The following is a 23,498-nucleotide window of genomic DNA, read 5'->3' as shown; positions in this document are numbered from 1 at the left end:
CCGGGGGCTTCGCGCCCCCGGACCCCCGCGGGATATTTGGACAAAGGTGAAGGAGCCATCGGCTCTACATCCTGAAGACGCCGAAGCGAGTCGGCTCGATGGGCGCATTCAGGCTGGCGCGCAGGGACAGGGCCAGCACCTCGCGGGTCTTGCGAGGGTCGATGATGCCGTCGTCCCAGAGCCGGGCCGAGGCGTAGAGCGGATGGGACTGGCGATCGAACATTTCTATGGTGGGGCGCTTGAATTCGGCCTCTTCCTCGATCGTCCAGGTGCCGCCCGCGCGTTCGATGCCCTCGCGGCGGACGGTGGCAAGGACGCCCGCCGCTTGTTCGCCGCCCATGACGCTGATGCGCGAGCTGGGCCAGGTCCACAGGAAGCGTGGCGAATAGGCGCGGCCCGCCATGCCGTAATTGCCCGCGCCGAAGCTGCCGCCCACCAGCATGGTGATCTTGGGGACATTCGTCGTCGCCACCGCCGTGACCATCTTGGCGCCGTGGCGGGCGATGCCTTCGTTTTCATATTTCCGGCCCACCATGAAGCCTGTGATGTTTTGCAGGAACACCAGCGGGATCGACCGCTGCGAACAGAGTTCGATGAAATGCGCGCCCTTCTGGGCGGCTTCGCTGAACAGCACGCCGTTGTTGGCGACGATGCCGACGGGGCAGCCCTCGACATGGGCGAAGCCCGTCACCAGCGTTTCACCGAAGCGGGCCTTGAACTCGTCAAAGCGCGAGCCGTCAACGACGCGGGCGATCACCTCGCGGATGTCATAGGGGGTGCGCAGGTCGGCGGGGACGACGCCCAGGATTTCCTCGGGGTCAAAGGCGGGGGGTTCGGGGGACTGCCAGAGGACCGTCTCGGGCAGGCGGCGGTTCAGGTTGGCGATGGCGCGGCGGGCCATGGCCAGCGCATGGGCATCATCCTCGGCCAGGTAGTCGGCCACGCCCGAGAGCCGGGTGTGGACATCGCCGCCCCCCAGATCCTCGGCCGTCACGACCTCGCCCGTGGCGGCCTTGACCAACGGGGGACCGGCCAGGAAGATCGTGCCCTGGTTGCGCACGATAATCGTCACGTCGGACATGGCCGGGACATAGGCGCCCCCTGCCGTGCAACTGCCCATCACCACGGCGATCTGCGGGATGCCCTTGGCGCTCATCTGCGCCTGGTTGAAGAAGATGCGGCCGAAATGGTCGCGGTCGGGAAAGACCTCGTCCTGGTTGGGCAGGTTGGCGCCGCCGGAATCGACCAGATAGACGCAGGGCAGATGGCATTCCTGGGCGATTTCCTGCGCGCGCAGGTGCTTTTTCACCGACAGGGGGTAATAGGTGCCGCCCTTCACGGTGGCGTCGTTGGCCACGACCATCACGTCTTGGCCGTGGACACGGCCCACGCCCGCGATCACGCCCGCGCCGGGGGCCGCGCCGTCATACAGGCCATGCGCGGCGGTGGCGCCGATTTCCAGAAACGGGCTGCCGGGATCCAGCAGGTTCGCCACCCGGTCGCGCGGCGGCATCTTGCCGCGGCTGGTATGGCGCTCCATCGCGCGCGGACCGCCCCCGGCGGCGGCGGCAAGGGCCGCGTCGCGGGCGACCTCGATCAGCGCCAAATGCGCCTCGCGGTTGGCGCGGAAGGTGTCCGATGTGGTCAGGGCCGAGGATGTCAGCTTCATGGGCAGGCTTTCCCGACAGGGGCGCGGCGTATTGCCGCAGCCGAGCTTATGTTCACAGTGGTTTGATCCAGATCATGTTTTCGGCGCCCCGCCGGGTCCATGCCACGCCTTGCAACCTTTGAAGGAGCCGTATGATGAAAACTCTGTGCATCGCTGCCGCAGCCGCGCTGGCGGTCGTCTCTCCGGTGGCCGCGCAGCAGGCGGGGGACTGGACCGTGGGTCTGGGCCTTGCCAATGTGAACCCGAAATCCGACAACGGCACCCTGGCGGGCGGGACGGTTCCGGTCAGTATCGGCGACAATACCCGGCCCTCGGTCACGGTCGAATATTTCATCCGCGACAATATCGGGGTGGAGTTGCTGGGCGCCCTGCCCTTCAAGCATTCGATCAAGTCGAACGGGGCCGAGATCGGCACCGTCAAGCACCTGCCCCCGGTCGTGTCGCTGCAATACCATTTCGACGCCACGCCGCAGTTGAAGCCCTTCGTGGGCGTGGGCGTGAACTTCACCGGCTTCTATGACGCCGAATCCAGGGGCGATCTGGCCGGCAACGATCTGCGCGTGAAGAACAGCTGGGGCCTGGCCGCGCATCTGGGCGCCGATTACTGGATCAACGACCGTTCCGCCGTTCGCGCGGATGTCCGCTGGATCGACATCGACGCCGACGTGACGCTGAACGGCGCCGATATCGGCCAGGTCGAGGTGGACCCGGTGGTCGCCGGCGTCAGCTATGTGATGAAGTTCTGATCGGCCGAACCCAAGGGACCGATTCTTCCGGCGCGCCTCGCAGCGGGCGCGCCGTTTTGCTGTCCGGGCGCGCGCCATGGTCATGGTTGCCGCATGGCGCGCAGTTCCAGCGCGCGGCGCGCGGTCTGGCGCATCCGGCAATCCGCGCTGGCGATGGTCCGCATCGAGCCGCCGTCCCAGCGGTCATAAGCCAGAGTGCATTCGGCATCGCGGAAGGCGATCCAGGCGCGCTGCGCGGCCAGAAGCGTATCCGCCAGTCCCCGAGTCTGGCTGAAATGCGCGCGGGTCTCGGCATATTCGCGGTTCAAGATCTCGTCCCAGGCGTCATGCTCGGCCATCAGGCAGGCGCTGATGCCCAGGGTCGTCTCGCCGTCGGGCGCGGTCTGGCACAGTTTCGCGGCCAGACCGATGCAGTCGGTTTGGGTCTCTCGCGGCGGGGTCTGGGCCAGGCAGGCCTGGACGACAGCCGAATCCAGGGGAACCGAGACGGGCTGTGACAAGGCGGCGGCGGGAACGGCCAAGGCCAGGATCAGGGCGGGCGCGGCAGTTCGCATGGCCTATTCCTCCGGCTCCCAGGCGCGCAGGCGGAGATATTGCTGCGCGGTCAGGTGCAGGCTGCAATCGACGCCTGCCGGACCGGCGCCGGTGCCGCCGCCCCAGCGGCTGCCCTCGTACGAGCAGGCCGAATCGCGGAACGCGATCCAGTCGCGCTGCATCCGGCGCAGCAGCGGCTCCTGCTTTTCGGCGGCCGATCCCAGTTCCGCCATCTCGGCATCGGCGGCCTTGGCGGCTTCCAGCACGCGGGCATAGCTGTCGTTCAGCTTCTTGTCCCAGACGGCCAATTCCTCGGACAGGCAATAGGACATGGCCACGGTGCTGTATCCGTTCGGGCTGTCGATGCAGGGGCCTGACGCCGCGCCGACGCAAGCCATTGGATCGGGCGCATCGGAACCCGCTTTCCGGGCGCCGTCCAGACAGGCGTCGATCAGCCCGGCGTCGAAGGGCGGCCATTCGGGTTCATCCTGCGCCCAGGCGGGAGACGCCGCCAGCAGCGCCACGGCCAGCCAACGCATCAGACCAGCCCCATCAACTCGCGCCCGATCAGCATCCGGCGGATTTCGCTGGTGCCCGCGCCGATCTCCATCAGCTTGGCGTCGCGGAACAACCGGCTGACCACGCTGTCGTTCAGGAAGCCCGCCCCGCCAAGCGCCTGCACCGCCTGATGGGCCTGCACCATCGCCTGTTCGCTGGCATAAAGCACCGCGCCCGCCGCGTCCTGCCGCGTCACCTTGCCCGCGTCGCAGGCCTTCGCCACCTCATAGACATAGGCGCGGGCGGTGTTCAGCGCGACATACATGTCGGCGATCTTGGCCTGCATCAGCTGGAAATTCCCGATCGGCTGGCCGAACTGCTTGCGGTCGCGGATGTAAGGCATCACCTCGTCCAGGCAGGCGGCCATGATGCCAGTGCCGATGCCCGACAGCACCAGCCGTTCGTAATCCAGCCCCGACATCAGCACGCGGACGCCCCGGCCTTCCTCGCCCAGGACATTCTCGAACGGAACTTCGCAATTCTCGAAGATCAGCTCGCCCGTGTTCGATCCGCGCATCCCCAGCTTGTCGAAATGGGGCGAGGTCGAAAATCCCGCCATGCCGCGTTCGACGATAAAGGCGGTGATGCCCTTGCTGCCCGCCTCGGGGTCGGTCTTGGCATAGACGACCAGGGTCTGCGCGTCGGGCGCATTGGTGATCCAGTATTTGCTGCCGTTCAGCACATAGCGGTCGTTCTTCTTGTCCGCCCGCAGCTTCATGCCCACGACATCGCTGCCCGCCCCTTCCTCGGACATCGCCAGGGCGCCCACGGCCTTGCCGCTGCACAGGTCGGGCAGGTATCTGCGGCGCTGTTCGTCGGTGCCGTTCAGCTTGATCTGGTTCACGCACAGGTTCGAGTGCGCGCCATAGGACAAGCTGACCGAGGCGCTGGCCCGCGCGATCTCCTCGGTCGCGACGACATGGGCCAGATAGCCCATGCCCGCGCCGCCGAAGTCTTCGGGAACGGTGATGCCCAGCAGGCCCAGATCGCCCATCTCGGTCCACAATTCGTTCGGGAAGGCGTTGGTCCGGTCAACCTCGGCCGCGATGGGCTTCACGCGGTCCTGCGCCCAGCGATGCACCATGTCGCGCAGCGCGTTCACATCCTCGCCCAGATCGAATTCCATCCCCCGCGTGAACATCGGCAATCCCCCCCACCCGATTTATTGAACGACCGTTCATTTCCGATATAGACCGTCCGCCCCCCGGCCGTCAAGGCAAAGCCTGCGCCGGAAGGGCGGGCCGGTCAACATCCCGCCTCAGCGGGATTGGCGCACCGCGACCGTCTGCGTCAGCAATTCGGTTCCGGTGAAGGTCGTCAGGAACGCCACGTCCACGGCGTCGCGGCCCACGGCGATCAGCGCCATCTGGTCGGCGGTCGCCATGCCGGTCGGGTCGATCAGGTGCCAGGTGCCGTCCAGATAGACCTCTGCGACGGCATGGAAATCCGGCGGCTCGACCTCCGGCGCGAAGACGCTGGCAAGGCGGGCGGGGATCTGCGCGGCGCGGCACAGCGCGATCATCAGATGGGCGTAATCGCGACAGACTCCGCGCCGTTCCAGAAAGGTATCGGCCGCCGTGGTGTTTGAATCGCTGACGCCCGAGACATAATCCAGGCGCTGTTCGATCCATTCGCGAATCGCCAGAACCTTGGCGCCGCCCTGGCTGTCGCCGAACCGCTGCTGCGCGAAGGGCACGAAGCGTTCCGCCGGGCAGTATCGCGACGGCAGAAGATAGCGCAGCGCGTCGCCCGGCATTTCGTCCACCTCGGCCGCGGACATGCGTTCGAAGACCGGACAAGGCCGCGTCACGACCACATCGGCGGAATAGGTGCAGCGCAGATCCTCGGCCGTGCGGATGATGATCTTTTCGCCGATCCCCTCCTCGCCCGGAATGCGGGCCAGGTGCTTGACGGGACCGAAGTCGATGGCCGCGTTGCTGATTTCCTGGCCGAAGGCCCCGGCGGCCTCGACCGCCAGGATCGCCGGCCCAGGGGTCGTGAATTTATAGTGAAGTTCGACTTCGATCCTGATCCGCATCGCATCCGCCTTGTTGCCACCGCACCGAACGATGGCCGGGCCGGATCGGATCCGTGCGGGCGGAAAGATCGCTATTTCCGCCGCATCGCCTCGGCCAGGGCTGCGCCGAAACCGCCCGGACTGCTGCTTTTCGGGGCAGAACTGGCCGACCGTGGCCCCGCCTTGGCCTGGGTCTTCGACGCGGGCTTCGCGGCGTCGGCGCCGCTGCGCATGGTCAGACCGATGCGCTTGCGGGGCACATCGATTTCGGTCACGCGCACCCGGACCACATCGCCGACCTTCATCACCTCGTTCAGATCCTTGACGAAGCGGTCGGCAAGCTGGCTGACATGGACCAGCCCGTCCTGATGGACGCCGATATCCACGAAGGCCCCGAAGGCCGCGACATTGGTGACGGTGCCCTCCAAGGCCATGCCGGGCTTGAGGTCGGTGATCTCCTCGACCCCGTCGGCGAAGCTGGCGGTGACGAAGCCGGGGCGCGGGTCGCGGCCGGGTTTTTCCAGTTCAGCCAGGATGTCGCGAATGGTCGGCAAGCCGAAATGCTCGTCCACGAACTGTTCGGCGCGGATGCCCTTCAGCGCCGCCCCGTCGCCCATGATCGCGCGGATGTCGCGCCCGCAGGCGGCGACGATCTTGCGCGCCACGCCGTAGGCCTCGGGGTGGACGGCCGAGGCGTCCAGCGGCTCCTTGCCGCCCCGGATGCGCAGGAAGCCCGCGCATTGCTCGAACGCCCGCGGCCCCAGGCCGGTGACCTTCTTCAACGCCGCGCGCGACGGGAAGGCGCCGTTCTGATCGCGCCAGGCGACGATGTTCTGGGCCAGCGACGGCCCCAGCCCCGCGACATGGGCCAGCAGCGGGGCCGAGGCCATGTTCAGGTCCACGCCGACCGCGTTCACCGCATCCTCGACCACGGCTTCCAGCGTCCGGGCCAGTTGCCGCTGGTCCACGTCGTGCTGATACTGCCCGACGCCGATGGATTCGGGCGGCACCTTGACCAGTTCGGCCAGCGGATCCTGCAAACGCCGCGCGATCGAGACCGCGCCGCGCAGCGACACGTCAAGCTGCGGAAACTCTTTCGCGGCCAGTTCCGACGCCGAATAGACCGAGGCCCCGGCCTCGCTGACCACCACCTTGGTCGGCACGCGGGCGCCCTTGGGCAAGCGCTTCAGCACCTCGGCCACCAGCCGCTCGGTCTCCCGGCTGGCGGTGCCGTTGCCGATGGCGATCAGGTCCACGCCATGCTTCGCGATCAGCGCCAGCAGCACGGCTTCGGACCCGCGCAGGTCGTTTTTCGGCTGGAAGGGATAGATCGTCGCCGTATCCAGCAACTTGCCGGTGGCGTCGACCACGGCGACCTTGCAGCCGGTGCGGATCCCTGGATCGACGCCCAGCGTCACGCGCGGCCCGGCGGGCGCGGCCAGCAGCAGGTCGCGCAGGTTGCGGCCGAAAACGCGGATCGCCTCGTCATGGGCGCGTTTGCGCAGTTCGGACATCAGGTCGATATACATGGTGTTCGACAGCCTGACCCGCCACGTCCAGCCCGCCACCTGCCGCAGCCACTGGTCGCCCGGCTGGTCGCCCAGGGGGCCGATGGCCCGCGCGACGATCCCCTCGGCCCGCTGGGCGCCGGTCTCGGGATCGGGCGCGATATCGATGGTGACGATCTCTTCCTTGGCCGCGCGCAGGATCGCAAGCGCCCGGTGCGAGGGGATCGCCGACCATCTTTCGCGGTGATCGAAATAGTCGCTGAACTTGGCGCCCGCCTGTTCCTTGCCCGCGATCAGCCGGGCGCCGATGAACGCCTCGGCCCGCATGAAATCGCGCAGCGATCCCAGCAGGGCGGCGTTTTCCGACAGTTCCTCGACCAGGATGTCGCGCGCGCCGTCCAGCGCGGCCTTCGCATCCGGCACCACGTCCGAGACAAAGCCCGCCGCCAGCACGGCGGGATCGGCGGCGCGGTCTGCCTGGATCGCGCGCAGCAGCGGCTCCAGCCCGTTTTCCCGCGCGATCATCGCCTTGGTGCGGCGCTTGGGCTTGAAGGGCAAATAGATGTCCTCCAGCGCGGCCTTCGTCTCGGCCCCCGCAATCGCGCGGGCCAGGTCATCGGTCAGCTTGCCCTGGTCGCGGATGGAAGACAGGATCGCCGCCCGCCGCGATTCCATGTCGCGCAGATAGGCCAGCCGGTCGGACAGGGTGCGCAACTGCGTGTCGTCCAGCCCGCCCGTCGCCTCTTTCCGATAGCGCGCGACAAAGGGCACCGTCGCGCCCCCGTCCAGCAGGTCCGCCGCCGCCGTCACCTGGCTGGGCGAGGCGCCGATTTCGGCGGCGATGGTGCGGGCGATGCGGGCGGCTGTGTCCATGCGATCCTCCGAAAGCGGAAGACAGTTCTAGGCGGGGAAAAGGCCGGGGCCAAGTCCGTAATGCGGGACTGACGGCGGCCGCCCGATGATGCTTCTCAGGAAGGTGTCGGTCCTAGCGGCGGCGGCATCCAAGCTCAAGCGTCGCTGAAAATCGACAAAGGCCGCATCTGACACCTGTTGGCGCTCCTCGGGGTCTCTCAACCATCGGGACGCCGTCTCGGCCCATTCGTCCAGATTATTGCTGACGACACCGTTTCGTCCGTCGAAGAACAGGGCATGATCGCCCTCGTCGCTGGCAATCACAGGAACGCGAGCGTCCAGATAGCCCAGAATCTTTCCAAACGACTTGCCTCGGCTGAACGGGGATGCGGAGATAATCGGCGAGAGCCCCACGGCCACATCGCGCAGCGACGCAAGAAAATCGTCATAAGTCATTGGCGGAATCAGTTCCAGCCGAACAGCCTGGGGAACACGCTGCTTCAACCGTTCCGCATCTTGGGGGCCGGCGACGCCATACAGGCGCAATGTGAACGAAGTGCGCCGCTTTTGCAGTTCTGCGACAAGTCTCAGCACGAGATCCAACTCCTCGTGATAATCGAGAGGCTTTGCCTGCGCCCATGCTAGGATCGGTAGGTTCCCGCTCTGCCGGTCGGGATGCCGGGGTTGCGGAGCCGACGACACCCGCGTTCCCGTCCAGATTACGGTCGTGTTCGGATTTCGCTGGCTGTGCCAGTCACGCAGGAAGCGGCTTCCGGCCATGATGCCAGCGGCATGCCTGCTGGTCCGCTCGAGCCGCTCGGGAAGGTCCGGAATAGTTAAGTAGAAATCGGCGTCGTCTGTATCCAGCACGTAAGGAACGCCATAACGAAGATCCCCGTCGTTGAGGGAATGGCGACACTGCTGGAACACCAGCAGGTCAGGGCGATAGCACCGGATGATGCGCTTGCGGCCCGACAGTTTGACCATGGGGGATACGCAGGCTGTTGCCCATCCAAGCCCGCCAAGCGCGGCCGACAGATCATAAGCGCGCAGAAGGCTGGCGCCTTCGGGCCCTGACGAGGGAAAAAACAGAACCCTCGGGGCCTTGGAATGGGAAAGGCAGGATGCCAAGCCGCGAAGAGAAATCCCAGCTTCGGATGCCATGCGGCGCGACTGGTTGCGCATCTTTGTTGCGATCACGGCTTCACCCATCACGATCATCAAAACCCGTAGTCAGTCTTTGGCCAGAAACCGGCCAAGCGCAAGATGGGTCCGCTCGGTCCTGCCCACGGAACGATACGCTGGTTGACACCGCCGCCCGCCATGCACAGGTGCAGGCGACAGACCAATGAAGGACGTTTTCATGCCGACCCTTTTCGATCCCCTCCAGATCGGGCCGCTGACGCTGAAGAACCGCATCGTCATGGCCCCGCTGACCCGCAGTCGCGCCGGGGCCAGCCGTGTGCCGAATGCGCTGATGGCCGAATATTACGCACAGCGCGCCGGTGCCGGGCTGATCCTGTCCGAGGCGACCAGCGTCACCCCGATGGGCGTGGGCTATGCCGACACGCCGGGCATCTGGAACGATGACCAGGTCCAGGGCTGGAAGCTGGTCACGAAGGCCGTCCATGACGCAGACGGGCTGATCTTTCTGCAACTGTGGCATGTCGGACGGATTTCAGATCCGACCTTCCTGGACGGCGAAACCCCGGTCGCGCCCAGTGCCGTCCGGCCTGCGGGGCATGTCAGCCTGCTGCGCCCGAAAAAGGAATACGAAACGCCCCGCGCCCTGGAAACCGACGAGATCCCCGGCATCGTCGAGGCCTATCGCCAGGCCGCCATCCGCGCCAAGGAGGCAGGCTTCGACGGCGTCGAGATCCACGCCGCGAACGGCTATCTGATCGACCAGTTCCTGCAGGACGGCAGCAACAGGCGGACGGACCAGTATGGCGGCCCGATCCAGAACCGGGCGCGTTTCCTGACCGAGATCGCCGATGCCGTCATTCCGGTCTGGGGCGCGGACCGCGTGGGCCTGCACCTGTNAGCCACGACATGGGCGACAGCGATCCGCGCGCGCTGTTCACCCATGTCGCGAAAGAGATGGCGGCCCGCAGGATCGCCTTCATCTGCCTGCGCGAATATCTGGCGCCGGACAGCCTGATCGACGACATCAAGGCGGCCTTCGGCGGCGTGGTGATCGCCAATGAACAGCTGACGCCGGACAGCGCGCGCGATCTGGTCGCCTCGGGCCGCGCGGATGCGGTGGCCTTCGGCAGGGACTTCATTGCGACGCCCGACCTGCCGGCGCGCCTGCGCAACGGTCTGCCGCTGAACCAGCAGGATCCGGCGACCTTCTATGTCGGCGGCGCCAAGGGCTATGTCGATTATCCGGTGGCAGAAGAAGTCTGATGACCTGGTGGGCGGGCCGATCCGGCCCGCCTGCCCGTCACTTCGCCTTGGCGGCGGCGCTTTCCGGCAATTCCTCGTCGAACAGGCGCTGATAGAATTCGGCGACGGTCTGGCGTTCCAGCTCGTCGCATTTGTTCAGGAAGGTCAGGCGGAAGGCATAGCCGATATTGTCGCCGAAGATCCGCGCGTTCTGCGCCCAGGTGATGACCGTGCGCGGCGACATAACGGTGGACAGATCGCCCTGCATGAAGGCCGTCCGCGTCAGATCGGCCAGCGTCACCATCTGGTTGATGGTCTTGCGGCCCTTTTCGGTGTTATAGGTCGGGTTCTTGGCCAGCACGATCGCGGCCTCGGCGTCGTGCGACAGATAGTTCAGGGTGCTGACCAGCGACCAACGGTCCATCTGGCCCTGGTTGATCTGCTGGGTGCCGTGATAGAGGCCCGTCGTGTCGCCCAGGCCCACCGTGTTGGCCGTCGCGAACAGCCGGAAATAGGGGTTGGGCGTGATCACCTCGTTCTGGTCCAGCAGGGTCAGCTTGCCGTCGGTTTCCAGAACCCGCTGGATCACGAACATCACGTCAGCCCGGCCCGCGTCGTATTCGTCGAAGACGATGGCGGTCGGGTTGCGCAGCGCCCAGGGCAGGATGCCTTCGTGGAACACGGTGACCTGCTTGCCGTCCACCAGCTTGATCGCGTCCTTGCCGATCAGGTCGATCCGGCTGACATGGCTGTCCAGGTTCACCCGCACGCAGGGCCAGTTCAACCGCGCCGCCACCTGTTCGATATGGGTGGATTTCCCGGTGCCGTGATAGCCCTGGATCATCACCCGGCGATTATAGGCGAAGCCCGCCAGAATCGCCATCGTGGTGTCGGGATCGAACTTGTAGGTGCTGTCGACCTCGGGCACCCGGTCGCTGCGTTCGGCGAACCCCTTGACCTTCATGTCGCTGTCCAGACCGAACACCTCGCGCAGGTCGATCTCCTCAGTCGGTTTGGCGTTCATGTCCAGCATCGCAAGGCCCTTTCATCGTATCGTTGCCTTGATTGCGCATAAGTCCGCCATGCGCAAGCCGCCCCTGCGTTGACGGGGGCGGGACGGCTGCTAAGTTGGCCGCGCAACCACAAGAGGATCGTGGCCAGTGCCGGACGCTCATCACAAGATGCTGTCGGATCTGATCGGCCGCGTCGCCAAGGCCGACCGCCGCGCCTTCGACGCGCTGTATCAGGCCAGTTCGGCCCGGCTGAACGCGCTGTGCCTGTCGATCCTGAAGGACCGCCGAGAGGCCGAGGAGGTTCTGGAACAGGTCTATATCGGCATCTGGAAGGACGCCGCGCGCTTCCCGGACAGCGGGCTTTCGCCGACCGCCTGGCTGGCCATCCAGGCCCGCGACCGGGCGATGCAGCGTCGCGGCGCGCTGGCCCTGCCCCCGGTCCTTGCCGCGGGCGGAGCGGCAGATGCCCTGGCGCTGCTGCGCGCCGCCTATCTGGAGGGCCTGGATTATCGCCAGCTTGCCGACCGCCATGGCATCTCCACCGACGAAGCGCGCCACGCCCTGCACGAGGGGCTGGAGCGGCTGGCCGGCCATGCCGCGGACGACGCCGACAGCGTGGCGGCCGCCGAACAGGCGCTTGGGCTGCGCCAAGGCGAGCGGACGGACAGCGCGCAGCTTGCCGACTGGCGGGAACGGCTGGCGCGGTTCGCCGACGACCTGACGCCGGTCATGGCCCCGGCCCGCGCCTGGCAGCGGATCCGCGAAAACCTGGGGCACGGCGTGGCGCCCCTGTCGGTCGATCCGCTGGAACGCGCGCCCTGGTGGCGCGGCACCGGCGGCATCCTGGCCCTGATCCTGTTGGCCGCCGTGGCGGCCTGGTTCCTGTGGGGCCGCTGACCGTCAGGCGTTGAACAGGAAATGCAGCACGTCGCCGTCCTTGACGGCATAGGTCTTGCCCTCGACCCGGAACTTGCCCGCCTCGCGCGCGCCCGCTTCGCCCTTGTAAGCGACGTAATCGTCATAGGCGATGGTCTCGGCCCGGATGAAGCCGCGTTCGAAATCACCGTGGATCACGCCCGCCGCCTGCGGGGCCAGCGTGCCCTTGTGGATGGTCCAGGCGCGCGCCTCCTTGGGGCCGACGGTGAAATAGGTGTCCAGGCCAAGCAGCTTGTAGCCCTCGCGGATCAGCCGATCCAGGCCCGCCTCGTGCAGGCCCATCTCCTCCAGAAACATCGCGGCTTCCTCGGCGGGAAGCTGGCTGATCTCTTCCTCGATCCTGGCCGAGATCACCACATGGCCCGCACCCTGCGCGCGCGCCATCTCGGCCACGCGGTCGGACTGGGCGTTGCCGGTCGAGGCCTTGTCCTCCTCGACATTGCAGACGAACAGCACGGGCTTGGCGGTCAGCAGTTGCAGCATATCCCAGGCGCGCCGATCCTCATCGGCGACTTGCACGGTGCGGGCGGGCTTGCCCGATTCCAGCGCCGCCTGCGCGGCCTTCAGCAGCTTTTCCTGCGCCACCGCGTCCTTGTCGCCGCCCTTCAGCTTGCGGGCGATGTTGGCAAGACGGCGTTCTACCGATTCCAGGTCGGCGATCATCAGCTCGGTCTCGATGGTCTCGGCGTCCGCGATGGGATCGACGCGGCCTTCGACATGGGTCACGTCGCCATCCTCGAAGCAGCGCAGCACATGGGCGATGGCGTCGACTTCACGGATATTCGCCAGGAACTGGTTGCCCAGCCCTTCGCCCTTGCTGGCGCCCTTCACGAGGCCCGCGATGTCCACGAAGGTGATACGGGTCGGGATGGTCTGCTTGCTGCCCGCGATGGCGGCCAAGGTATCAAGACGCGGATCGGGAACCGCGACATCGCCCACGTTCGGCTCGATGGTGCAGAAGGGGAAATTCGCGGCCTGCGCGGCGGCGGTTTTCGTCAGCGCGTTGAACAGCGTCGATTTGCCCACGTTCGGCAAGCCGACAATTCCCATGCGAAAGCCCATGACGCGCCCCTTTCGTTGAAGTCAGGGCGCGTTCTAGGCAAGCGGCAGGGGTTTCGCAAGCGTCAGCGGAACAGCACCAGCGACCCCGGAGACCAGGCCAGCCGGGTGCGGGTGCCCACATCCTGCACGTCGCGGCCGAAGACGTTGCGCATGGAAATCCGCACCGGCCGGGCCTTGCCGTCCATCGCCGCCGCGCCGTCCAGCCGCAGATCGTAATAGGTCATGTCGCCGTAATAGACGACCTCGTCGATGGTCGCGTTCGTCTCTCTCGGCTGGGTATGGGTCTGGTTCGACCCCACCAGGGTCATGGTCTCGGGACGGAAGCCGATCGTCGGGCCGTCGTCGTCCGGATTCGCGCGGCTGACCTGCCGGGCGGGCAGGTCGACCACGCCCAGGCCCGGAGCCTCGGCCGTGACGATCCCGTCCTTCTCGCCCAGAATCCGCGCGGGCAGGAAATTCATCACGCCGATGAAATCCGCGACGCGGCGGTTGGCGGGCCGGGCATACAGCGCCTCGGGTCCGTCAAGCTGGGCGATCTCGCCCTCGAACATGACGGCGATGCGGTCGGACATGACCAAGGCTTCCTCTTGATCATGAGTCACCAGCACGAAGGTGATGCCGACCTGGCGTTGCAGCTTGATCAGTTCGACCTGCATCTGCTCGCGCATCTTGCGGTCCAGCGCCGACAGCGGCTCGTCCAGCAGCAGCACCTTGGGCTTGAGGATCAGCGCGCGGGCCAGCGCGACCCGCTGGCGCTGCCCGCCCGACAGGGCGTGAGCCGCGCGGTTGCCATAGCCGCGCAACCCGACCATCGCCAGCGCGTCCTCGACCAGGGCGGCCTTTTCAGCCTTGCCGCGCGGATCGCGGCGCAGCCCGAAGGCCACGTTCTGCGCGACCGTCAGATGCGGGAAGATGGCATAGGACTGGAACACCATGTTGGTCGGACGCTTGTTCGCCGGAACCTCGTCCATGCGCTTTTCGTCGATCAGGATGGCGCCGTCGGAAATATCCTCGAACCCGGCGATGGTGCGCAGCAGCGTGGTCTTGCCGCAACCAGAGGGGCCGAGCAGCGAAAAGAACTCTCCGGCCCGGATGGTCAGATCGATGCCGCGCAGGGCATGATAATCGCCGTAATGCTTGTGAACGCCGCGACATTCGATCATCGGCGTAGCGGCATCCAGCCGATCGTATCGGGTCTCGCTCACAGGAAGCCTCCGGTCGGATTGCCGCCCATGCGGGCATTGCCGCGGCGGCGGAAATATTCGCCCAGGGCCAGCAGCACGATGGACAGCGCCACCAGGGCCGTGCCCAGGGCCATGATCATCGGGATCTGCTTGGGAAAGCGCAACTGGCTGAAGATATAGGTGGGCAGCGTCGGCTGGTTGCCCGCCAGGAAGAAGGCGATGATGAATTCATCCAGGCTGATCGTGAAGGAAATCAGCAGCGAACTGATGATGCCCGGCATGACCAGGGGCAGCGTGATCAGGCGAAACGCGCTCCACCGGGTTTCGCCCAGGTCATAGGCCGCTTCTTCCAGCGACTTGTCCAGGCTGGAAAAGGCCGTGGTCAGGATGGCGATGGCATAGGGCATGCAGATCAGCGTATGCCCGACGATCACGGTCAGGATCGACAGCTGCACGCCCATGCCCAGCAGCACCACCAGCAGCGACATGGCGACGATGATTTCCGGCAGCACCATCGGCAGCAGGATGAATCCCATCATGCCGCCCTTGCCCGGAAACTCGAACCGGGTCGAGGCGCGGGCCGCGAAGATGCCAAGGCAGGTCGCCAGGATCGAGGCGCTGACCGCGATGATCAGCGAATTGGTCAGCGCGGTGCGCAACGTGGCATTGGCCCACATCTGCGCGAACCAGCCGGTCGTGAAGCCTTGCAGCGGAAAGGCGATGATCGTGCCGGAATTGAAGGCGAATAGCGGCAGCAGGATGATCGGCGCATAGAGAAACAGCAGGTAGAACAGCGCATAGACCTGCAAACCGCGCCCCTGCCCCTTCACGACCGCACCTTCAGGAAGCGGCGGTTGATGAACAGGAAGACCACGCTGACAAGCGCCACGATGGCCATGGCCGTCACCGCCAGCGCCGATCCCAGCGGGCGGTTGTCCAGGGCCAGCATCTGCACCTGGATCAGGTTGGCGATCATCGGGATCTTGCCGCCGCCGATCAGTTCGGGCGTGACGTAATCGCCGATGGTCGGGATGAAGACGATCAGCACCGCCGCCAGGACGCCCGGCATCGCCAGGGGCAGCGTCACCCGCCAGAAGGTCATCGCCCGGCTTTCGCCCAGATCCCGCCCGGCCTCCAGCAGCGAACGGTCGATCTTTTCCAGGGCGACGAAGATCGGCAGGATCGCGAAGGGCGCATAGGCATGGGCCAGCGTGATGACGATGGAGTTGACGTTATACAGGATGAAGGTCAGCGGTTCGTCGATGATCCCCAGCCCGGTCAGGCTGGAGTTGATGACGCCGTTATAGCCCAGGATCACCTTCCACAGGAACACGCGGATCAGATAGCTGGTCCAGAAGGGAATCGTGATCAGGAACAGCCAGGTCGCCTTCTTTTCGGGCCGCACCATGAAGCTGACGTAATAGGCCACCGGAAAGGCCAGCAGCACCGTGACCAGCGTCACCAGGGCCGAGACCGTCAACGACCGCATCATCACCGTGCGGACGATGGGATCGGTCCAGACCTGGACGTAATTGGCAAGTGTGAAGTCGCGCACGACCTCAAGGTAGCCGTCCGTCAGGAAGCTGTAGGTCAGGATGGTCAGCAAGGGCGCGGCCAGGATCAGCAGCGCATACAGGAACGGCGGCGCGATCAGGGCATAGCCCTGCCTGGCCTGTGCATCCAACCCCTTGGCCATACGATCCTTCCTGCCGCGCGCCCGTCCAATTCCTTTCATATCGGGGAAAGGGTGAAAAGAGGGTTTATGCGGCCGATTTTATCCGCCCTGCCGCCACCAGCGTCCGGTCAGCACCAGCCAAGCCAAAGAAGAACGGCGCTGAAACGGCGTTATTTCAATTGGTTGTTGATAGGAGTTGATGTCGCCTCGACGAACCGTCTCCAGAAAGGGCAGGATGCGCGGACCGGGATACAGCGCCGCCGCTGCCCGCTTTGGCAGCATGGCCCGCGACCGGGCCGCGCGGGCCAGAGCCTCGCGCGCCAGGCCCGCCAGGGCGGCGGTCTCTGCGGTATCCTCGGCGGCCAGTCCCAGGCCGATCGGTTGCAACCGGGGCAGCGCGCGCAGCCAGGCAGCCAGCCCCGCGCCCAGCCCCTGGTGGGCGGCAACATCCAGTGCCGCGCCCTGCGCGCCCAGCCGTTCGGCGGCCCTGACCATCAGCCGTCCCGCCGTATCCGCGACATAGGCCGCGACGGCATCGGCGCTGTCGAAGGGCTGTCTTTCGCAATCGCGGCGGCGCGCCTCGGCCAGCGGCGCCAGCCGTCCGGCATCGGCTCCCCACGCGTCCCACAGGGGCGTCAGCACATCGTGCAACGGCGGCGGCTGACCCGTCCCCATCTCCTCCAGCCGGTCGATCCACCATTGCAGCCGCATCTCGGCCAGCATGGGTTCGGCGGACTGGAACGGCGCCCGCGCGATTTCGAGGTTCAGCGCATAAAGCGTTATCAAGGCAGGGCGATCCGGCGGCGCGGCGACCAGAGTCGCGCCAAAGCGGTCGGGATCCTGCGTCCGCACCAGATCGGTGCAGGCGTCCAGCGTCACGTCAGCAGCCGCTCGGCAATGCGGACGACATCCTTCTGGACGGTTGTCGGGCGCACCAGCAGTTCGATCCCCGCCTTGGACATGCGCACCTCCAACCCGGCGGCGGTCAGGTCGGATTTGGCCTGATCCAGATGCGAGAAATCCTTGCTGTCCATCGCCTGCGCGCGGATCGCCGCCAGCCTGTCCTGCAAGGCGGTCAGGATCTGGTCGAAATCCTTGTAATCCGCCTGGCTGTCGAGCGCCTGGTAATCGGCCCGCATCCAGTCGTCGTCGCCCGCCTGCAACAGCCCGATGAACCGGGCCGAGGCCAGCAGCGTGGCCGGATCGTCCTTCAGCCGGTGCAGCACGGCGATGGCGCCGGGGGTGTTGAGGTCGTTGGCGATGGCCTCGACCACCTCGGGATGCGGCGCGGCGGCGGGTTCCGCGTCCTTGGTCAGCAGCCGCCATTGCCACAGGATGTCGCGCGCCTCGTCGGCCTTGGCCTGGGTCCAGTCCATCGGCTTGCGGTAATGGGTGGACAGCAGGACATAGCGGATCACCTCTCCGGCGATGCGGCGGTCCAGCAGGTCGCGGACGGTGAAGAAATTGCCCAGGGATTTGGACATCTTCTTGCCCTCGACCTGCAACATCTCGTTATGCAGCCAGACACTGGCGAAGCCGGCCCCCGGATGGGCGCAGCAGCTTTGCGCGACCTCGTTTTCATGGTGCGGGAATTGCAGGTCGATGCCGCCGCCGTGGATGTCGAAGCTGGGCCCCAGCAGCGCCTCGGACATGGCCGAGCATTCGATATGCCAACCCGGACGGCCCCGACCCCAAGGACTGTCCCATCCGGGCTGATCGGCATCCGAGGGTTTCCACAGCACGAAATCCATCGGATCGCGCTTGAAAGGCGCGACCTCGACCCGCGCGCCAGCGATCATGTCATCGACCGACCGGCCCGACAGGCGGCCATAATCCGGGAAGGACCGCACGTCGAACAGCACATGACCCTCGGCCTTGTAGGCGTTGCCGCGCGCAATCAGGGTTTCGATCATGGCGATCATCTGCACGATATATTCAGTCGCGCGGGGTTCATGGTCGGGGCGCAGCGCGCCCAGGGCGTCCATGTCCTGATGATACCAGGCCACCGTTTCCTCGGTGATTTCACGGATGGTGCGGCCGGTGGCGGCGGCGCGGGCGTTGATCTTGTCGTCCACGTCGGTGATGTTGCGGACATAGGTCACTTGATCCGCGCCATAGACATGGCGCAGCAGCCGCACCAGCACGTCGAAGACCAGCACGGGCCGGGCATTGCCCAGATGCGCGCGGTCATAGACGGTGGGTCCGCAGAGATAGAGGCGCACGTTCCGCGGATCCAGCGGCGTGAAGGGCTGCTTTGCTCGGGTGCGGGTATTCGTCAGCCGGATGTCGACCATGATGCGCCTTTCTTCCAACGCTGCGGGCTTAGCCCATCGGCGCGTGGCTTTCCACCCATTCGATCTGGCGGGGCAGGCTGTGGCGATGCAGGTCATAGCCGTCCAGGATCGTCGCCCGCGCCGCCGCCCGCAGCCGGCCGGCGTCGGGATCGCCCGCAAGGCCCCCGACCAGGGCGGACGACAGCGCCGCCACGTCGAAGAACGGCACCAGCCGCCCGTTTTCCCCGTCGCGGATCAGTTCGCGCACGGGTTCCGTGTCCGAGGCCACCACATAGCCGCCCGCCGCCATCGCCTCGGTCAGGGACCAGGACAGCACGAAGGGATAGGTCAGATAGCAATGGACGCGCGCGACCTGGATCAGCGCCAGATAGTCGTCATAGGCGACGCGCCCCAGGAAATGCACCCGCGACAGATCCAGATCGCCCAGTTCCGCCAGCATCCGCGCCTTCCAGCTGCCGCCTTCCTTGGGCGCGTTGCCATAGCTGGTGCCCTCGGCGCCAACAACGACCACCTGCGCCTGCGGGCGGGCGGCCAGCACGGCGGGCAGCGCGCGCATGAAGATGTGAAAGCCGCGATAGGGTTCCAGAGAGCGGCTGACATAGGACAGAACCTCGTCCCCGGCGCGCAGCACCGGCCCGCCCGGCAGTGTCAGGCGGGCAGCCGGATTCGGGCGAACGCGGGCGGTGTCGATGCCGTCATGGATCACGGTGATCTTGCCGCGCAGTTCGGGCGGAAAGCTGTCGGCCTGGTATCGGGTGGGGGCGATGGCGGCATCCGCCTGGACAAGACCCTGGACCAGATGGGCCGACCGGGCGATGGCCAGCATGCGGGATTCGTCGGTGGTTTCCTGGAATTCGGGATCGAATCCGACATCGTGGCCGCGCGTGCGGTACAGAAGCTCGGCATAGATCAGCAGCCGGGCGTCGGGCCAGATCTCGCGCAGGAACAGCGTCTCGCCCCAGCCGGAATGGCCGATGATCAGATCGGGCGTGAAGCCGTGCCGGTCGCGCAAGGCCCGCGCGCCGCGCGCCGCCAGATAGCCGCGTTCGGCGTGACCGGCATAGCTGCGGCCCAGCCCGTTCACCTGCACCGCATCGGGCGTCTTGTAGCGGACGGTCGGGACCGGGCTGGGCCGCTGGTTCTTTTCGTCCGTCAGCGCCAGAACCTGATGGCCGCGCGCCGCCAGGGCCGGGGCCAGATGCGGAAACTGGCCGGGGAAATTCTGGTGGACGAACAGGATCTTCATGCGCTGCGGTCGCGGAACGCCGCCGCCAGAAGCGCGCGGGTGTAATCCTGCTGCGGGCTGTCGAAGATGTCGGCGGTCGCGCCCTGTTCGACCACCTCGCCCGCGCGCATGACCATGATCTTGTGTGACATGGCGCGGACCACGCGCAGGTCGTGGCTGATGAACAGGAAGGCCAGCCCGTATTTCCGCTGCAATCCGCGCAGCAGACCGACGATCTGCACCTGCACCGTCATGTCCAGCGCACTTGTCGGTTCGTCCAGCACCACCACCTTGGGGCGCAGGATCATGGCGCGGGCGATGGCGATGCGCTGGCGCTGCCCACCGGAAAATTCGTGCGGATAGCGGTGCATGGTGTCGGGGTTCAGCCCGACCTCGGCCATGATGTCGGCGACCATTCGTCGGCGCTCGCTGCCCTTTTCGACGCCGTGGACGCCCAGGCCCTCGGCGATGATCTGTTCGACGGTCATGCGCGGCGACAGGCTGCCGAAGGGATCCTGGAACACGATCTGCATGTCGCGGCGCAAGCGGCGCAGCTGGCGCGACTGCCAGCGGGAAATGTCCTGGCCCAGGAACAGGATCGGCCCGTCGCTGGCGATCAGCCGCATGATCGCCAGGGCCAGCGTGGTCTTGCCGCTGCCCGATTCACCGACGATCCCCAGCGTTTCCCCGGCCCGCACGGTCAGGGTGGCGCCGTTCACGGCCTTCACATGGCCCACCGTCCGGCGCAGCAGTCCCCGCTGGATCGGAAACCAGACCTTGAGGTCGCGCGTCTCGACCATCGTCTCGGCGCCCTCGGGCACGGGATCGGCACGGCCGGTCGGCTCGGCGGCCAGCAGCTTGCGGGTGTATTCGTGCTGCGGATCGGCGAAGATCGCCTCGACCGGGCCTTGTTCGACGATCTCTCCGTCCTTCATCACGCAGACGCGGTCGGCGATGCGGCGCACGATGCCCAGATCGTGGCTGATGAACAGCATCGACAGCCCCTCGTCGGCCTTCAGTTCCGCCAGCAGGTCCAGGATCTGCGCCTGGATCGTCACGTCCAGCGCGGTGGTGGGTTCATCGGCGATCAGCAGTTCCGGGCCGTTGGCAAGCGCCATGGCGATCATCACCCGCTGCCGCTGCCCGCCGGACAGTTGGTGCGGATAATCCGCCAGCCGCGATTCGGGATCGCGGATGCCAACGCGGGTCAGCAAGTCCACTATCCGCGCCCGAGCCCGCGCGCCGGTCAGCCCCTGGTGCAGTGCCAGGCTTTCGCCCAACTGCTTTTCCAGCGTGTGCAGCGGGTTCAGGGATGTCATCGGTTCCTGAAAAATGAAACTGATGTCGTCGCCGCGAATGTCGCGCAGCACCTTTTCGGGCGCATCGACCATCTCGCGCCCCGTGTATTTCACCGACCCCTCGATGACGGCGGAATCGCCCAGCAGGCGCACGGTGGACAGCGCCGTGACCGACTTGCCCGACCCGGATTCGCCGACCAAGGCCACGGTCTCGCCCTTGCCGATCTGGAAGCTGACGCCCTTCACGGCGGGCACGACCCTGCCCTCTTGGCGGAAGCTGATGCGCAGGTCTTGGACCGACAGGACGGCTTCGGTCATTTGAAGGTCTTTCGGGGATCGAAGGCATCGCGCACGCCTTCGAAGATGAAGACCAGCAGCGACAGCATGATGGCAAAGGTGAAAAAGGCGGTGAAGGCCAGCCAGGGCGCTTGCAGGTTCTGCTTGGCCTGCAACGCCAGTTCTCCCAGCGACGGGGCCGAGGCGGGCAGGCCGTAGCCCAGGTAGTCCAGCGCGGCCAGCCCGCTGATCGTGCCCGTGACGACAAAGGGCAGCATGGTCAGCGTGGCGACCATGGCATTGGGCAGGATGTGGCGGAACATGATGGTGCGGTCGGACACGCCCAGGGCGCGGGCGGCGCGGACATATTCGAAATTCCGCGCCCGCAGGAATTCCGCCCGCACCACCCCCACAAGCGCGGGCCAGCCGAACAGGATGGTCACGAAGACCAGCAGCCAGAAGCTGCGCCCCAGAATCGCGAACAGGATGATGATGACGTAAAGCGACGGGGTGGAGGCCCAGATCTCCAGAACCCGCTGGAACACCAGATCCGTGCGCCCGCCGAAGTATCCCTGGATCGCCCCCGCCGCGATCCCCACGGTGGACGCCACCACCGTCACGATCAGCGTGAACAGGATCGAGATGCGGAAACCATAGATGACCCGCGCCAGCACGTCGCGGGCGGTGTCGTCGGTGCCCAGCCAATGCGTGGCGTCCGGGGCGCTTGGCGCGCTGCCGACATTGTTGATGGTGGAATAATGGAACGGGATCGGGGGCCAGATCATCCAGCCCTGCTGGTCCTTCGGAATGTCGCTGGTGCCTGCGTCCACGGCGGCGACCAGATCCTCGGGCGTGTCCCAGCAGTCCTGACTGCCGCCGGTGACGATCAGGCATTGCACGGCGGGGTCGGTATAGATCGCCTCGGTCCCGAAATCGCCGCCGAAGGCCGTTTCGGGATAGAAGTTGTAGGCCGGGAAATAGAGTTCACCGCGATAGCTGGCGACGATGGGTTTGTCGTTGGCGACGATTTCCGCGAACATCGCCAGCACGAACAGCACCGAAAAGATCACCAGCGACCAGAAGGCCCGGCCGTTGCGGCGGAAATTGCGCCAGCGGCGGCGGTTGAGTTCCGACAGCGCCATCAGCCGGCCTTCGATTCAAAGTCGATGCGGGGATCGACAAAGACATACATCATGTCCGACAGGATCCCCACGACCAGGCTGAGAAGGCCGAAGACGTAAAGCGTGCCGAAGATCACCGGATAATCGCGCTGCACCGCCGCCTCGAAGCCCAGGCGGCCAAGGCCGTCCAGTGAAAAGACCGTCTCGATCAGGATGCTTGCCCCGAAGAACACGCCCAGGAAGACGGCTGGAAAGCCCGCGATCACGATCAGCATGGCGTTGCGGAAGACATGGCCGTACAGCACGCGCCGTTCGGTCAGGCCCTTGGCGCGGGCGGTCATGACGTATTGCTTGTTGATCTCGTCCAGGAAGCTGTTCTTGGTCAGCAGGGTCAGCGTGGCAAAGCTGGAAATGGTCGAGGCGACGACCGGCAGCGTCGCGTGCCAGGCATAGTCCTTGATCTTGCCCCACAGCGACAGGTCCGCGAAGTTGTCGCTGGTCAGGCCGCGCAGCGGGAACCACTGCCAATAGCTGCCGCCCGCGAACAGCACCATCAGCAGCACCGCGAACAGAAACGCCGGGATCGCATAGGCCATGATGATGACCGCCGAGGTCCAGGTATCGAAGCGCGACCCGTCCCGCATCGCCTTGCGGATCCCCAGCGGGATCGAGATCAGATAGGCCAGCAGCGTCGACCACAGCCCCAGGGTGATCGACACAGGCATCTTCTCGATCACCAGGTCGATGACGCTGATCGACCGGAACCAGCTGGTGCCGAAATCGAAGGTCAGGTAATTGCCCATCATCGTCAGGAAGCGTTCCAGCGGAGGCTTGTCGAAGCCGAATTCCTTCTCAAGCTGGGCGATGAATTCGGGGGGCAGGCCGCGCGCGCCCTCGTATCCCTCGACCACGCCGGTATCGGCGCCTGCGCCCGCGCCCGAGATGTTGCTGAAGGCGTCGCCCGATCCCTGAACCTGGGCCGCGATCTGTTCGATGGGACCGCCGGGGACGAATTGCGTCAGGGTGAAGTTCACCACCATGATCCCGATCAGCGTCGGGATGATCAGCAGCAGCCGCCGCAGGATATAGGCGCCCATCGGATCGACCTTGCCCCTTCCGGGCCTTCGCGGCCCTGTTTCCTT

Annotated in this window: 22 protein-coding genes; 4 read left to right on the top strand and 18 right to left on the bottom strand. The window is 66.1% G+C overall.

The features are described 5' to 3' along the window. Positions 1 to 64: 64 nt before the first annotated feature. Positions 65 to 1,669, bottom strand: coding sequence for a carboxyl transferase domain-containing protein (locus tag ACTJI6_RS09255; RefSeq protein ID WP_440800022.1), 1,605 nt, complete (start codon positions 1,667 to 1,669; stop codon positions 65 to 67). 131 nt (positions 1,670 to 1,800) lie between these two features. Between ACTJI6_RS09255 and ACTJI6_RS09250 the strand changes: the two genes are divergently transcribed. After that, positions 1,801 to 2,415, top strand: coding sequence for an OmpW/AlkL family protein (locus ACTJI6_RS09250; RefSeq protein ID WP_440800020.1), 615 nt, complete (start codon positions 1,801 to 1,803; stop codon positions 2,413 to 2,415). Between the two features lie 80 nt (positions 2,416 to 2,495). Here the strand turns inward: ACTJI6_RS09250 and ACTJI6_RS09245 are convergent, their stop codons facing one another. The 6 genes from ACTJI6_RS09245 to ACTJI6_RS09220 form a co-directional block, all read right to left on the bottom strand. Continuing rightward, complete coding sequence (locus ACTJI6_RS09245) at positions 2,496 to 2,969, bottom strand: lysozyme inhibitor LprI family protein (protein ID WP_440800018.1); 474 nt, start codon at positions 2,967 to 2,969, stop codon at positions 2,496 to 2,498. A gap of 3 nt (positions 2,970 to 2,972) precedes the next feature. Next, complete coding sequence (locus tag ACTJI6_RS09240) at positions 2,973 to 3,488, bottom strand: lysozyme inhibitor LprI family protein (protein WP_440800016.1); 516 nt, start codon at positions 3,486 to 3,488, stop codon at positions 2,973 to 2,975. Next, complete coding sequence (locus ACTJI6_RS09235) at positions 3,488 to 4,648, bottom strand: isovaleryl-CoA dehydrogenase (RefSeq protein WP_440800014.1); 1,161 nt, start codon at positions 4,646 to 4,648, stop codon at positions 3,488 to 3,490. The genes ACTJI6_RS09240 and ACTJI6_RS09235 overlap by 1 nt, the downstream gene beginning before the upstream one ends. 117 nt (positions 4,649 to 4,765) lie before the next feature. Beyond that, positions 4,766 to 5,545, bottom strand: coding sequence for a transglutaminase-like domain-containing protein (locus ACTJI6_RS09230; RefSeq protein WP_440800012.1), 780 nt, complete (start codon positions 5,543 to 5,545; stop codon positions 4,766 to 4,768). A gap of 71 nt (positions 5,546 to 5,616) precedes the next feature. Beyond that, the gene (locus ACTJI6_RS09225) at positions 5,617 to 7,905 is read right to left on the bottom strand and encodes a Tex family protein (RefSeq protein ID WP_440800010.1); all 2,289 of its coding nucleotides are present in this window, start codon (positions 7,903 to 7,905) and stop codon (positions 5,617 to 5,619) included. 27 nt (positions 7,906 to 7,932) lie between these two features. Beyond that, positions 7,933 to 9,105, bottom strand: coding sequence for a glycosyltransferase (locus tag ACTJI6_RS09220; protein ID WP_440800008.1), 1,173 nt, complete (start codon positions 9,103 to 9,105; stop codon positions 7,933 to 7,935). 127 nt (positions 9,106 to 9,232) lie between these two features. Between ACTJI6_RS09220 and ACTJI6_RS09215 the strand changes: the two genes are divergently transcribed. Both ACTJI6_RS09215 and ACTJI6_RS09210 read left to right on the top strand, forming a co-directional pair. Beyond that, complete coding sequence (locus ACTJI6_RS09215) at positions 9,233 to 10,045, top strand: alkene reductase (RefSeq protein WP_440800006.1); 813 nt, start codon at positions 9,233 to 9,235, stop codon at positions 10,043 to 10,045. Continuing rightward, positions 9,985 to 10,293 carry an oxidoreductase gene (locus ACTJI6_RS09210; RefSeq protein WP_440800004.1) on the top strand — a complete coding sequence of 103 codons (309 nt, stop codon included), beginning with the start codon at positions 9,985 to 9,987 and terminating at the stop codon, positions 10,291 to 10,293. The genes ACTJI6_RS09215 and ACTJI6_RS09210 overlap by 61 nt, the downstream gene beginning before the upstream one ends. A gap of 37 nt (positions 10,294 to 10,330) precedes the next feature. Here ACTJI6_RS09210 and cobS read toward each other — a convergent pair whose 3' ends face one another. Then, positions 10,331 to 11,305 (bottom strand): cobaltochelatase subunit CobS, encoded by a 975-nt coding sequence (gene cobS / locus ACTJI6_RS09205; RefSeq protein ID WP_440800002.1) that lies wholly within the window; start codon positions 11,303 to 11,305, stop codon positions 10,331 to 10,333. Between the two features lie 127 nt (positions 11,306 to 11,432). On the opposite strand from cobS, the gene ACTJI6_RS09200 reads away from it, so the two are divergent. Next, positions 11,433 to 12,182 (top strand): sigma factor, encoded by a 750-nt coding sequence (locus tag ACTJI6_RS09200; RefSeq protein ID WP_440800000.1) that lies wholly within the window; start codon positions 11,433 to 11,435, stop codon positions 12,180 to 12,182. Between the two features lie 3 nt (positions 12,183 to 12,185). On the opposite strand, the gene ychF is transcribed toward ACTJI6_RS09200, so the two are convergent. The 10 genes from ychF to ACTJI6_RS09150 form a co-directional block, all read right to left on the bottom strand. Next, positions 12,186 to 13,283, bottom strand: a complete 1,098-nt coding sequence (ychF, locus tag ACTJI6_RS09195; RefSeq protein WP_440799998.1) for a redox-regulated ATPase YchF — start codon at positions 13,281 to 13,283, stop codon at positions 12,186 to 12,188. Positions 13,284 to 13,345: 62 nt separating this feature from the next. Then, complete coding sequence (locus tag ACTJI6_RS09190) at positions 13,346 to 14,446, bottom strand: ABC transporter ATP-binding protein (RefSeq protein WP_440800220.1); 1,101 nt, start codon at positions 14,444 to 14,446, stop codon at positions 13,346 to 13,348. Positions 14,447 to 14,484: 38 nt separating this feature from the next. Beyond that, positions 14,485 to 15,297: an ABC transporter permease gene (locus ACTJI6_RS09185; RefSeq protein WP_440799996.1), complete on the bottom strand. Its 813-nt coding sequence runs from the start codon at positions 15,295 to 15,297 to the stop codon at positions 14,485 to 14,487. Next, positions 15,294 to 16,163 (bottom strand): ABC transporter permease, encoded by an 870-nt coding sequence (locus ACTJI6_RS09180; RefSeq protein WP_440799994.1) that lies wholly within the window; start codon positions 16,161 to 16,163, stop codon positions 15,294 to 15,296. Before ACTJI6_RS09180 ends, ACTJI6_RS09185 begins: the two co-directional genes overlap by 4 nt. Positions 16,164 to 16,241: 78 nt before the next feature. After that, positions 16,242 to 17,021: a squalene/phytoene synthase family protein gene (locus ACTJI6_RS09175; protein ID WP_440799992.1), complete on the bottom strand. Its 780-nt coding sequence runs from the start codon at positions 17,019 to 17,021 to the stop codon at positions 16,242 to 16,244. Then, the gene (gene cysS / locus ACTJI6_RS09170) at positions 17,018 to 18,436 is read right to left on the bottom strand and encodes a cysteine--tRNA ligase (protein ID WP_440799990.1); all 1,419 of its coding nucleotides are present in this window, start codon (positions 18,434 to 18,436) and stop codon (positions 17,018 to 17,020) included. The genes ACTJI6_RS09175 and cysS overlap by 4 nt, the downstream gene beginning before the upstream one ends. Before the next feature lie 28 nt (positions 18,437 to 18,464). Beyond that, entirely contained in the window at positions 18,465 to 19,682 is a 1,218-nt protein-coding gene (locus ACTJI6_RS09165; RefSeq protein ID WP_440799988.1) for a glycosyltransferase, read from the bottom strand. After that, a complete protein-coding gene (locus tag ACTJI6_RS09160; protein ID WP_440799986.1) occupies positions 19,679 to 21,277 on the bottom strand; it encodes an ABC transporter ATP-binding protein in 1,599 nt (532 codons plus the stop codon). Before ACTJI6_RS09160 ends, ACTJI6_RS09165 begins: the two co-directional genes overlap by 4 nt. Then, complete coding sequence (locus ACTJI6_RS09155; protein WP_440799984.1) at positions 21,274 to 22,377, bottom strand: ABC transporter permease; 1,104 nt, start codon at positions 22,375 to 22,377, stop codon at positions 21,274 to 21,276. Before ACTJI6_RS09155 ends, ACTJI6_RS09160 begins: the two co-directional genes overlap by 4 nt. Beyond that, positions 22,377 to 23,453 (bottom strand): microcin C ABC transporter permease YejB, encoded by a 1,077-nt coding sequence (locus ACTJI6_RS09150; RefSeq protein ID WP_440799982.1) that lies wholly within the window; start codon positions 23,451 to 23,453, stop codon positions 22,377 to 22,379. Before ACTJI6_RS09150 ends, ACTJI6_RS09155 begins: the two co-directional genes overlap by 1 nt. Positions 23,454 to 23,498 lie beyond the last annotated feature (45 nt).

The organism is Paracoccus sp. 22332, from assembly GCF_052045125.1.
Classification (GTDB): Bacteria; Pseudomonadota; Alphaproteobacteria; order Rhodobacterales; family Rhodobacteraceae; genus Paracoccus; species Paracoccus haematequi_A.
The sequence above is the reverse complement of the archived record's forward strand: the minus strand, read 5'-3'. Positions and strand labels throughout refer to the sequence as shown.